This window comes from Microbacterium sp., assembly GCF_049650565.1.
Lineage (GTDB): Bacteria > Actinomycetota > Actinomycetes > Actinomycetales > Microbacteriaceae > Microbacterium.
Map to the genome: position 1 here is coordinate 1 of NZ_JBASAK010000042.1, position 12,308 is coordinate 12,308.

Sequence of the window (12,308 nt, forward strand, 5' to 3'; positions counted from 1 at the left end):
CGTCGAGCATCTGCACGTGCAGTGCCACGACGGTGAGGTGGTGGGCGATGCTGTCGTGCAGCTCGCCGGCGATCCAGCGTCGCTCGGCGAGAACGGCCTGCCGCTCCTGCTCCGCGCTCTCGGCGAGTTCGTGCTCGAGAACACGGCCGCGCTCCGCGGCCGCGCGTAGCGCGAAGCCGACGGCTCCGGAGACCGTGGCCATGATGAGGTAGACGCCGACGTTGACGGTTCCAGCGGTCTCGTCGAATCCGGCCACCGCGGTAGCGATGAGAAATCCCGCCGCATACGACAGAACCAGAGCCGTGCGCCCGAGACGCATCACCAGCCCCGCCGCAACAGCCGCTGCCAGCAGGACCGACGCGTCGGTCGCTATGAAGGAGATCGCCAGAACGACCCCCAGAAGGATCGTCGCGACGGCTGGAGACCACAGGTACAGTGCGAATACTGCAGTGGTCGCGATGCTGAGCAACGACGACCAGAGTGGAACCCCGGGTATGAAGAAGATGCCGAAGACATCGATGCCGACGACGATGACGATGATCGTCAGCAAGGCTATGCGTTCCAGCATGCCAAGCTTCTGCGCGTGGGAGAGGCCGAACGAGGCCGGGCCCATCTGCGCCGACAAACCAAAAGGCATAGCTTAAGTATTCCCTATTGGCAGGGTAGATTTAGCGGTAGAGACCCAGTGCGTATGCGAGCTGCTGCCAGAACGTCATGTCATTCACCTCCGTGATGTGGTCTTACGTTTAGGTACGTATTGATCCTGACGGTTGGCGCACGAAATCACATCGCACCTGTGGTCAGACTTGACTGGCCAAAGGTCTATAGATGCCGAGGGACCCCGGCGCCGTGCTTCGCCCCTCGACTGCCGCAGTTAAGCTGGTCACATGCCGAAAATCCGCGTCTTGATCGTCGATGACGACCCACTGGTGCGCTCTGCACTTGCTCATTTCGTCGCCCGCGGCGATGAGGTCGAGGTCATCGGCGAGGCCGAGAACGGGCTCGAGGCCATCGCGTTCCTGGAGCACGACCGCCCCGACGTGGTGATGATGGACGTGCAGATGCCCGAGATGAACGGCATCGAGGCCACCGCCGCCATCATCCAGCGCTGGCCGGACATCCGCATCCTCGCGGTGACCACGCTCGACGGGAGCGAGACGGTACTGCCGATGCTGAGCGCGGGCGCATCCGGCTACCTGCTGAAGGACTCCAGCGCCGAGAGCATCCTGGAAGGCGTCCGGGAGGTGCACAGCGGCGCCAGCTCGCTGTCCCCGCGTATCGCCTCGCTGCTGGTCAAGCACGTTCGCGAGACCGAGCCGGAGGCCGGCGCGGCCGAGGCACTCGAGACGCTGACCGAACGCGAGTCGGAAGTGCTCGAGCGTCTGGCGCAGGGGATGTCGAACGCCGAGATCGCCCAGTCCCTGATCGTCTCAGAGGGCACCGTGAAGGCGCATCTGGGTCGCATCATGGCCAAGTGGCACGTGCGCGACCGCGTGCAGATCCTCGTCACCGCCGCTCACGCGGGGTTCGTCGACTTCCGCTGACGGAGCGCGCCGAAGCACGCAGGTGCATCCGCAGCGACGCTGCTGTCTCCGCGGGGAGGGCGCCCGATGACGCCACCCTCCCCGCGGCGCGGTATCAGGCCCGCACGCGCTCCCTGCGCCGCACCCGCGCGACCAGCAGCGCCAGGCCGCCGACCGCGAGCAGGGCGAGAGCCCAGCCCATACCGGTGACCACGCCACCCGTCGTCGCCAGCAGGTGCAGGTCCACAGTCGCGGTCGCCGCCGCCGTGACGGTGACCGCGCCCGCCACGCCACTCACAGTGGCCACGTTCACGACCTTGCCCGCTGCGGCATCCGACGCCGTGAGCGTGTACGGGATCGGTCCGCAGTCCGCACTCGCGCCGGGTGCGAGTGCAGGAACGCGGCAGGCGACCGCACCGCCCAGCAGAGGATCGTGGATCACGACGTCGTCGAGGGTGCGCGCGCCGGTGTTCGCGACCGTGAAGCGGAATGCCACGGAGTCACCGGCATCGATCCGCCCGTTCCCGTTGACGTCGGCGTAGTCGCCGCCCGTCTTCGTCAACGCGATGGCGGGCTGCGCCTCGATCGGCGTGACGACGGTGTCCTCGGTGGTCGGCGGTTCGTCTCCGGTTCCGGTGCCCGTCGCAGATGCGGTGTTGGTGATCTCACCCGCGTCGATCTCGCCCTGGGTGAGTATGGCCGGCGCACCTGCGCAGAGCGTGGACGCTCCGGGAACCAGCTTCGTCGCATCGCAGACGATGTCGCCGGTGAGCCGGGGATCGGCCACCGAGACGCCCGTGAGGGTGGTGGTTCCGGTGTTCGTGACCGTGAAGGTGTACGCGATGGTGTCACCGGCATCCGTGCGGTCGTTGCCGTTCGCGTCCACGATGGCCGCAGCCGACTTCAGCAGCGCGAGTCGGTCGGTGCCGACCAGCGCGACGTCCGCTGTCGCCGTGCCGTCCACGTCTCCGACGACGCTCGTACCGGCTGCCGTCGCGGTGTTGTGCACCGTCCCGGCATCCACCTCGGCCTGTGTCAGCCGGTGCGGGACCGGCCCGCACTCGACCTCGGCGCCGGGCGTCAGCGCGAGCCCTTCGAGCGCTGCGCAATCGACCGGTCCGCCCAGGAGCGGGTCGTCGAGAGTGATTCCGCTGATGTTGACGGTCCCCGTGTTGCGGATCGTGAAGGTGTACGGAACCTCATCGTCCGCACCGATCATGCCGTCGGCCCCCGGGACGACAGCTCCCGGCGTCTTCGTGAGCTGCAGTGCCGCCTTGCCGGGCAGTGTGACGTCGGCGGTGGACGCGTCGTCCACCGTGCCCAGGGGGCTCTCCGCCTGAGCGGTCGCGGTGTTCCCGCGATGCCCGGCCTCGAGGTCCGCCTGCGTCAGCGTGTAGTCGTACGGACCGCAGTCAGCTGACTCGCCGGGCAGAAGCTCGGCGATCGCGCACACGACACCGGCCCCCAGGAGGGGGTCGGAGACGGTCGCCCCGGTCAGGATCGTGTTGCCGGTGTTGCGCACGGAGAAGCTGTAAGGAATGGCGTCGCCGGCTCCGACGACACCATCGGCGACCGTGTCCTTCACGATGCCGACGCTCTTGGTCAACTCGATTCCGGCGGTGCGCGTGATGTCAGCGGAGGCCGACGCCGCGTCACCGACCGTGCCGGTGGGCGAGGTCGCCGTGACAGAGGCGGTGTTCGCGACCACCCCGCCGTCGACATCGCTCTGAGTGAGCACGTAGTCGACGGGTGCGCAGGTGATCGACTGCCCCGGGGCCAGGACGATGCCGTCAGCCGCCTCACAGGTGACGCCGCCGCCGAGCATCGGGTCGCTGATCGACGCCTCGCGCAGGGAGGAAGTGCCCGTGTTCGTCATCGTGAACGTGTACGAGATGGTGTCCCCGGCGTTGACCCCGCCGCTGCTGTTCGCGTCGATCACCGTGCTCGCTGTCTTCGTGAGCACGATGCTGCTGACCACCGGAACAGAGACGTTCGCCTCGGCGCTCGCCGTCGTGGTACCCCAGGCCGACTGGCCGGTCACCGTCGCCGTGTTGTGGACGAGGCCCAGATCTGCGTCGGCCTGGGTCAACGTGTACGTCACGGGCCCGCAGGTCACCTCGGCCCCGGGCGCGAGCGCCGCACTCAGCGCCGCGCAGGCGACGGGGCCGCCCAGCAGCGGGTCGCTGATCGATGCACTCGTGAGTGTCGTGTCGCCGGTATTGGTCACGGTGAAGGTGTAGCCGACGGTGTCGCCCGCGCCGATGCGTCCGTCATTGTCCGCATCCACGGGCGCGGATGCGGCCTTGACCAGGGCGACTCTCGGTGTGCCCGACGTCGGCACGGCAACCGTCGAGGTGTTGTTCGAGGCGTCGGGGTCATGGGTCGTGGAGCTGACCGCCGCGCTGTTGGACAGTGCGGCGGTGCCTGCCGCCGGATCGACGGTGCCGGTCACAGTGGCCGTGAACGACGCGTCCACCGCGAGCGCACCGGCAGCGCAGCTCAATACGCCGGCGGCGATATCGCAGCCCGTCGTGGGCGTCGTGGCGTTCCGCAGCTCAGCAGGCAGCGGGTCGGAGATCGTGACTGCGGACGCGATGCTCGGCCCGTGGTTGGTGACGACGATCGTATAGGTCAGCGGAGCGTTGAGCTGCGCCACACTCGCGGAGGCCGTCTTGACGATCGACAGATCAGCGGATTCCGTGCCCTGGATCGTCGAGGTTCCGGTGTTGTCGGCCGGATCGGGGTCGGGAGTCTGCGAGGTACCCGTGGCGGTGTTCACGAGAGCGCCCGTCGCCGCCACCTGTGCGGTGACGGTGAGTGTTTCGGACGCGCCCGGCAGCAGCGTGCCGACCGTCCAGCGCGCGTCCGCGGGGGTCCACGAGCCGGCCGACGGCGTCGCCGCCGTGATGATCAGCCCCGGACCGGCCGCCTCGTTCACGACCACGCCGACGGCTGCCGAGGGTCCGTCGTTGCGGACGGTGACGACGAAGCTCCCGCTCTCATCGAGCGGCACGCTCGGCGTGCTCGTGGTCTTGGTGACGAAGATGTCCGCGGACGGGGCCAGCGGCTCGTCCACCGTCGACGTGTTGTTCCCCGGCGTGGGGTCAGGCGTCGGGGACGTCACTGTCGCCGTGTTGCTCAGCGTCCCGCTGGATGTCTCCGCGAGGGTGCCGTCGAGCCGGATCTGGACCTGCTGACCCACTGTCAGGTCTCCGACCTGACAGGTGAGGACGCTGCCGCTGATCGTGCAGTCGTTCGGCACGGTGCCGATGGCGAAGCCGGTCGGGAGCGTGTCGCTCACACTGACGCCGCGCGCGACGGACGGGCCGTTGTTGGTGACAGTGATGGTGTACCCGAACGCCGTGCCGGGCACGGCCGCCGCATCGGCGGTCTTCACCACGCTGACGTCCGCGCTCTGCACGATCTTCACATCGGCGGAGTCGGAGTTGTCGGCAGGGTTCTTGTCCTCGGCAGGAGACGCGACGGATGCCGTGTTCGTCACCGTGCCTGCCGGCGCATCGGCTGCGACCTTGACCATGACAGTGACCGTGTGGGAGCTTCCTGAGGTGATGGTCGCCCAGGTGCACCGGATGCGCTGCGCCGTCGGCTGCGAGCAGGTGGTTCCGTCAGCGGTCACGCTCTGCACGGTCAGCCCGGCAGGCAATGCGTCGTCGAGCACCGCATTCTCCGCATCGGACGGCCCGTTGTTCGTGACGATGATCGTGTAATCGAACGTCTCACCGGCCGCCGCCTGCGAAACCGAAGCGGTCTTGGTGAGTGCCAGATCGCTTTCGATGGTCGGGTTGATGCTGGTCGAGCTGGTGTTGTTGGACGGGTCGGGATCAGGCGTGCTGCTGGTCACGATCGCCGAGTTCTGGACGACGGCGGTGGCACCGGAGGCCAGCTGGGCGGTCACCACGACCGTGAGTGTGGCGCCGGGTGCGACCGTGCCGATCGTGCAGTTCAGCGTGTGCTGGACCGAGGCGTCATCGCACGTTCCCTGCTGTGCCACTGCGCTGACGAAGGCCGTCTCGAGGTCGAGCGGGTCAGTCACCCGAACGTCCCGCGCCTCAGAAGGACCCGCATTGTGCACGGTGAGCGTGTAGGTCACGTTCTCACCTGCCACCGGCGACGACGGGGCGAAGGTCTTCACGATGGACAGATCGGCCTGAGTCGACAGCGTGCCGGACGCGGACGCGGTGTTGTTCGACGGGTCCGTGTCCGTCAGCGTTCCCGTCACTGATGCGACGTTCGTCAGGGCGGCACCGGGATCCATCGTCGCGGAGACCGTTCCCGTCACCGTGATGCTGGTGCTCGCCCCCACAGCCAGTGATCCCAGCGCACAGGTGACGGCCGTAGTGATGGTGCACGTGCCCTGCCCGGCGGTGGCTCCGGTCACCGAGAATCCGGCGGGGACGATGTCATTCACAGAGGCGCCCGTGGCCGTCTGCGGACCGTTGTTGGTGACGTCTATCGTGAAGGTCGCCTGCTTCCCTGCCACCAGAGGCGACGTGTCCAACGTCTTGGTGATGGCGAGATCGGCGGCGGCGTTCACCGGCGTCTGAGTCTCATTGCTGGTGGAGGTGCGGTTCTGCCCGACGACTCCGTCGCGGAACGCCACCGTCGCCTCGTTGAGGAGGGTCGTCGCCGCGGCGGAGACCCCGACCTTCGCGTCGAACGTGTAGCTGCTGCTTGCCCCGACCCCCAGCGATCCGCCTGACGCGGCGCTGCCGTTGTCGCCGAGCCGCACCTTCACCGTGCGGTTGGATGCGGTGAACTCGCCGCGGTCATCTCCCGAGGCATCCGTCAGCGCACCCGCCCCGGCGCCACTGATGATCCGGACCGAGCCCGGCACGAAATCGATCCCGTTCGCGAGGACATCGGCGGAGGCGACCTGGGTCGCAGGATTGCCGCCGTTGTTGACGGTCGTCACGGTGTACCGCAGCACGTCACCCACCTCGGCGGTCGCACCGCCGCGGGTGAGGTTCGTGACGCTCTTGGTGGTCACCAGGCATGGGCCGGTGCCGAAAGTGATGTCGTCGAGGAAGTTGCCGACAGAAGCGTTCCCGGAGCCTGCGCTGACGGCCTCGAAGCCGAAGCGCGTCATGGTCTGCCCGGCGGGGACGGTGTAGGTGCCCGAATGCGAGCCCCACGCGGCCGTCGTGTCGGAGAGGTTCGGACCGTTCTGGACGAGGCTCTTCCCCGGAGCGCCGATCACCACGCGCATGACATCCGTTCCCATGCGAGCCCGGTGCTTGAGTGACCAGACGAGCGTCTGTCCCGGGGTTGTGGGCACGTCCTGATACAGCCTGCTGGCACTGTTGGCGTTCAGCTCGGCGAACTGCTTCCCCGCAGCGGAGGGGACTCCGTTGAAGCCGCCCGACCAGATCTCGACCTTATTGAGACTGTCGGTCGTGAGCCAGCCAGGTACGGAGCCTGCGTCGAACATGCCCTGCGAGCCGGTCGGAAGCACCGGCGTCTCGAACGAGCCGTTGGTCAGCGCCACCGAGCCCTGACACTGGGTCGGGTCCTGAGCGGCGGACGCCTGGACGGGGCCCGTCACTGCGGTCACGACGGTGAGTCCCGCCGCGATCAGGAGGGCGGATGCTGCGCCGGCGACGGCGCGACGAATACGCGAGTGAGCATATGCAGGCACGAAGAACCCCCCCTGATCCCTGGAAGCTCCCCGCGCCTTTGGGCGGGGGCGCGCTTCCGGTTCATACTCTAGGGGGATTGGAGACACCGCGTCGTCCTTCGCTCGTGAGGATGTTGCGAGATCGAGACCGGATTACCATCGAAGGCATGCCCGTCAGCGCTGCCGCCCTCGCCCACGCCTCCGACCTCGCGGATTTCATCGCGGCGTCGCCGTCGAGCTATCACGCGGCCGAGGAGGTCGCCCGACGCCTGCAGGATGCCGGGTTCACGCGGCTCGAGGAGACCGACGCCTGGCCTGCGCAGCCCGGCGACAGGTTCGTCGTCGTGCGCGACGGTGCGGCCATCGGCTGGGTGGTGCCGGCGGATGCCACGGCGACAACGCCCGTGCACGCGCTGGGCGCGCACACCGACTCCCCCGGCTTCAAGCTGAAGCCCAAGCCGACCACCGGCTCGCACGGCTGGCTGCAGGCCGCCGTCGAGGTGTACGGCGGGCCGCTGCTGAACTCGTGGCTCGACCGCGAGCTGCGCCTGGCAGGCCGCCTGGCGCTGGCCGACGGCCGTGTCCTGCTGGCTGCGACCGGGCCGCTGCTGCGGCTGCCGCAGCTGGCCATCCACCTCGACCGCAGCGCCAACGAGAACTTCTCGCTCGACAAGCAGACCGGCACGCAGCCTGTCTGGGGGCTCGGTGATGCGGCATCCGGCGACATCCTCGCCGAGCTGGCCGCCGCCGCGGGCGTCGACGCCGCCGACATCCGCGGCTACGACGCCGTCGTGGCGGATGCCGCACGCGGCGCTGTCTTCGGCAAGGACGACGCGTTCTTCGCCGCCGGCCGATTGGACGATCTCGCCTCGGTGCACGCCGGCGCGGTCGCGCTCATCGAGGCGGCCGACGACGCGACAGGCTCCGCGACCCAGGGAGGGGCACTGAGCGTGTCGAAGGGCCGCCCGATCTCCATGCTCGCCGCGTTCGACCACGAGGAGCTCGGCTCGGCATCCCGCTCCGGTGCGGCGGGTCCGTTCCTGGAGGATGTCCTCGCGCGGGTGTACGCCGGACTCGGGGCGGATGCCGAGGGTCAGCGCCGCGCGTTCGCGGCATCCTGGCATCTCTCCAGCGACGTCGGCCACTCCGTGCATCCGAACTTCGCGCACAAGCACGATCCTGTGGTGCAGCCGGTGCTGGGCTCGGGCCCGATCCTGAAGATCAACGCCAACCAGCGCTACGCGACGGATGCCGTGGGTGCCGCCGCCTGGTCCGCCTGGTGCGAGAGCGCGGGTGCCGGCTACCAGGAGTTCGTGTCGAACAATGCCGTGCCCTGCGGCTCGACCATCGGCCCGATCACGGCCACGCGGCTGGGCATCCGCACCGTCGACATCGGCATCCCGATCCTCTCGATGCACTCCGCCCGCGAGCTCGCCGGCGTCAGCGACCTGTACGCCCTGTCCCGCGTGGCACGGGCCTTCTTCGCCGACTGAGAACCCCGCCCTGCTCCACAGGGTCATCCGGCTTCCAGGACTCCTCGGAGACTGACTCGCGCCCACCGGAACGAATATGGTCGCACTGACCAGAAGGAGAGGGCACAATGGAGCCATGTCAACGGCATCTCAGATCCCGAGCTCCTCGCTGATCGAACGCACCGGCATCGAGATCGTCCCCGAGTCCGAGCGCACCGCCAAGCCCCGCGACCTGTTCTGGCCGTGGTTCGCGGCCAACATGTCGGTGTTCGGCATGAGCTACGGCTCGTTCGTGCTGGGCTTCGGCATCTCGCTGTGGCAGGCCACGCTGGTGTCGGTGATCGGCATCGTCGTGTCGTTCTTCCTGTGCGGCCTGATCGCCATCTCGGGCAAGCGGGGCTCAGCACCGACGATGATCCTGTCGCGCGCGGCGTTCGGCGTGCAGGGGCAGAAGCTGCCGGGCATCGTGTCATGGCTGACCTCGATCGGCTGGGAGACATCGCTGGCGATCACGGCCGTGCTGGCCACGACCACCGTGTTCCGCAGCCTCGGCTGGCTGGGCGCCGACGACCAGGGCACGGCGCTGAAGATCATCGCGACCGTCGTCGTCGCGGCACTCATCGTCGCGGCATCCGTGCTCGGCTACCACACCATCATGAAGCTCCAGTCGGTGCTCACCTGGCTGACCGGCATCATGACGATCCTGTTCCTGATCCTCACCTTCGACAGCATCGATTGGTCGGCCGCGTTCTCGCGCCCCGACGGCACGCTCGCGCAGACCATCGGCGCGCTCGTGATGGTGATGACCGGGTTCGGGCTGGGCTGGATCAACATCGCCGCCGACTGGTCGCGGTACCAGAAGCGCACGGCATCCGATTCGAAGATCGTCGCGTGGAACACCATCGGCGGCTCCGTGGCTCCGGTGATCCTGGTCTTCTTCGGCCTTCTGCTGGCGGGATCGAACCAGAAGCTGGCGGATGCCGTGGGCGGCGACCCCATCGGGGCTCTGGCGACCCTGTTGCCGACCTGGATCCTCGTGCCGTTCCTGATCGTCGCGATCCTCACGCTGGTCTCCGGCGCGGTGCTGGGCATCTACTCCTCCGGCCTCACGCTGCTGAGCCTGGGCATCCGCATCCCCCGTCCCGCCGCGGCAGGCATCGACGGCGTGATCCTGACCGCAGGCACGATCTTCGTGGTGTTCTTCGCCGAGAGCTTCATCGGCCCGTTCCAGTCGTTCCTCATCACGCTGGGCGTGCCGATGGCGTCGTGGGCCGGCATCCTCATCGCCGACATCCTGCAGCGCCGCCGCGACTACGACGACGAGGCGCTGTTCGATTCGCGCGGCAGGTACGGCGCGTTCGACTGGACCTCGATCATCACGATGCTCGTCGCCACCGGCATCGGCTGGGGCTTCGTGATGAACCAGATCGAGCACACCCCGTGGAACGACTGGCAGGGCTACTTCCTGCGGGCGCTCGGATGGATGGACGACTGGGGCTATGCGAACCTGGGCGTGCTGTTTGCGCTGGTGCTGTCGTTCGTCGTGACGTGGATCGCCCGCAAGGGCAGGATCCGCCGCCAGGAGCAGGCGTGACGGATCGCTGGCTGGTCGTCATCGACCCGCAGAACATCTTCGCCTCCCCCGACTCCGAGTGGGGCTCCCCGTTCTTCGCCGACACGATGGCGAACATCCGGCTGCTGGCCGACGCGCACGGCGAACGCGTGCTGGTCACCCGCTGGATGCCGACCGCCGACCGGTCCACGTCGTGGGGCGAGTACTTCGCCGCCTGGCCGTTCGCCGACAGGCCGGCATCCGATCCGCTCTACGACCTGGTTCCAGGAGCCGCAGGGCTCTCGCACCACCCCACCCTCGATCTGCCGACGTTCGGCAAGTGGGGTCCGGAGCTGGAGGCGATCGTCGGCCGCGGTGCCGAAGTGGTGCTGGCCGGAGTCTCGACGGACTGCTGTGTGCTGTCGACGGCTCTGGCAGGAGCGGATGCCGGTGCCAGGCTCACCGTGGTGACCGACGCCTGCGCCGGCTCCGACGCCTCAAATCACGCAGCCGCACTGCACGTGATGGGCCTGTACCCGCCGCAGATCACGCTGAAGACGACGGCGGAGGTGCTGGGCTAGAAGTCCCAGGTGTGCACGGGGGTGCCGGTGTGCATGCGCTCGAGGTACTCGTCGAGCATGCCGTGCAGGGCCTGGGAGCGGGAGTCGCCGGCTGCCTCGCGAGCGGCCACGGCGGCGCGCTGCCACGTGGCGCCGTTGCGGCCGGTCAGGCAGCGCTGCTCGATGATGCCCAGGTAGCGGTCGCGCACCGCGGACTCCACACCATAGGCGTCCAGACCCTCCGCCGCCAGCGGCAGCAGCCGGCGGAGCACCAGCTCGCGCGGACCCACCCAGCCCACCTCGGGCCAGTACATCCGCGCCTCGATGCCGTCACGCGCCGCCGAGTGCAGGTTCTCCTCCGCGGCATCGAACGTCATCTGCGTCCACAGCGGACGATCCGCCTCGGCCAGGCTGCGCACCAGGCCGTAGTAGAGCGCGGCATCCGCCAGCACGTCCGGGATGCTGGGACCCGCCGGCAGCACGCGGTTCTCCAGCCGCAGGTGCCGGCCCTCTCCCTGCGCGTCGTAGATGGGCCGGTTCCAGCGGTAGATGGTGCCGTTGTGCATGCGCAGTTCGGCCAGCTTCGGCGAACCGCCGGCGGCCAGCACCTCGAACGGGTCCTCGTCGGTGCACACCGGCAGCAGCGCAGGGAAGTACCGGGAGTTCTCCTCGAACAGGTCGAAGATCGAGGTGATCCACCGCTCGCCGAACCACACCCGGGGCCGCACGCCCTGGTTCTTCAGCTCCTGCGGGCGCGTGTCGGTGGCCTGCTCGAACATCGGGATGCGGGTCTCGTGCCACAGCGCCCGCCCCGCGAAGAACGGCGAGTTGGCGGCAAGCGCCACCTGCACCCCGGCGATGGCCTGCGCGGAGTTCCAGTACGCGGCGAAGTCCGCCGGCGCCACCTGCAGGTGCAGCTGCACCGACGTGCACGCGGCCTCGGGCAGGATCGTGTCGCACACGATCTCCAGGCTCTCCCGAGGTCCGCCATCGGACAGCGACGGCCCGTCCAGCACCAGCTCGATGTCCTCACCGCGGGCGGCGAGGATCTGCTGCCCCAGCAGGCCGTAGCGCGGATCCTTCGAGAGCCACTCCTCGGTGAAGTGGCGCTCATCCAGCGTCGGCAGCATCCCGATCATCGCCAGCCCGCAGCCCGCCTCGCGGGCCCGATCATCGGCCGCGTTCAGTGCCCCGCGGAGCACGTCCTCCAGCTCCTGCAGATGCGTCCCGTCGATCGGCCGCGGGGCGACGTTGATCTCGACATTGAACTGCCCCAGCTCGGTCTGGAACGCCGGACTGGCGATGGCTTCCAGCGCCCGCTCGTTCGACATGGCCGGGTCCCGCGCATCGTCGACCAGGTTCAGCTCGATCTCCAGCCCCAGCTGCGGGTCCGAGACGTCGAACCGCCCGTCGGCCAGCATCACGGCCAGGGCATCCAGACAACGCCCGACCTTGGCCCGGAATCGCGTGCGATCCTGGCGTGAGAAGCTCTGCACCCCGACGTGGTCTCCCATGGCCCGACATTACCCGGACGCCGGGGGATCGCACCAGACCTGCGCTCGACCC

The 12,308-nt window shown here is 68.6% G+C and carries 7 protein-coding genes; 4 read left to right on the forward strand and 3 right to left on the reverse strand.

The window, feature by feature from the left end; genetic code table 11:
- Positions 1–568 (reverse strand): histidine kinase (locus WA967_RS07935; RefSeq protein WP_424420925.1); only part of this gene is annotated, 568 nt, incomplete at its 3' end.
- Positions 569–887: 319 nt separating this feature from the next.
- Between WA967_RS07935 and WA967_RS07940 the strand changes: the two genes are divergently transcribed.
- The gene (locus WA967_RS07940) at positions 888–1,544 is read left to right on the forward strand and encodes a response regulator (RefSeq protein WP_424420927.1); all 657 of its coding nucleotides are present in this window, start codon (positions 888–890) and stop codon (positions 1,542–1,544) included.
- Positions 1,545–1,638: 94 nt separating this feature from the next.
- Here WA967_RS07940 and WA967_RS07945 read toward each other — a convergent pair whose 3' ends face one another.
- Entirely contained in the window at positions 1,639–7,179 is a 5,541-nt protein-coding gene (locus tag WA967_RS07945) for a DUF7507 domain-containing protein (RefSeq protein WP_424420930.1), read from the reverse strand.
- A 146-nt stretch (positions 7,180–7,325) separates the two neighbouring features.
- Here WA967_RS07945 and WA967_RS07950 point away from each other — a divergent pair, with 146 nt between their 5' ends.
- The 3 genes from WA967_RS07950 (at position 7,326) to WA967_RS07960 (ending at position 10,763) form a co-directional block, all read left to right on the forward strand.
- On the forward strand, positions 7,326–8,651 hold the full coding sequence (locus tag WA967_RS07950) for a M18 family aminopeptidase (protein ID WP_424420932.1): 1,326 nt from the start codon (positions 7,326–7,328) through the stop codon (positions 8,649–8,651).
- Between the two features lie 115 nt (positions 8,652–8,766).
- A complete protein-coding gene (locus WA967_RS07955) occupies positions 8,767–10,224 on the forward strand; it encodes a purine-cytosine permease family protein (protein WP_424420935.1) in 1,458 nt (485 codons plus the stop codon).
- Entirely contained in the window at positions 10,221–10,763 is a 543-nt protein-coding gene (locus tag WA967_RS07960) for a cysteine hydrolase family protein (RefSeq protein WP_424420938.1), read from the forward strand. Before WA967_RS07955 ends, WA967_RS07960 begins: the two co-directional genes overlap by 4 nt.
- On the opposite strand, the gene WA967_RS07965 is transcribed toward WA967_RS07960, so the two are convergent.
- Positions 10,760–12,256, reverse strand: a complete 1,497-nt coding sequence (locus WA967_RS07965; protein ID WP_424420941.1) for a glutamate-cysteine ligase family protein — start codon at positions 12,254–12,256, stop codon at positions 10,760–10,762. The genes WA967_RS07960 and WA967_RS07965 overlap by 4 nt on opposite strands.
- Positions 12,257–12,308: the final 52 nt, after the last annotated feature.

What these genes read in the sequence shown, in the direction of transcription:
- WA967_RS07940 (WP_424420927.1), top strand. Translation starts at nt 888, where the DNA reads ATGCCGAAAATCCGCGTCTTGATCGTCGATGACGACCCACTGGTGCGC.
- WA967_RS07950 (WP_424420932.1), top strand. Translation starts at nt 7,326, where the DNA reads ATGCCCGTCAGCGCTGCCGCCCTCGCCCACGCCTCCGACCTCGCGGAT.
- WA967_RS07955 (WP_424420935.1), top strand. Translation starts at nt 8,767, where the DNA reads ATGTCAACGGCATCTCAGATCCCGAGCTCCTCGCTGATCGAACGCACC.
- WA967_RS07965 (WP_424420941.1), bottom strand. Translation starts at nt 12,256, where the DNA reads ATGGGAGACCACGTCGGGGTGCAGAGCTTCTCACGCCAGGATCGCACG.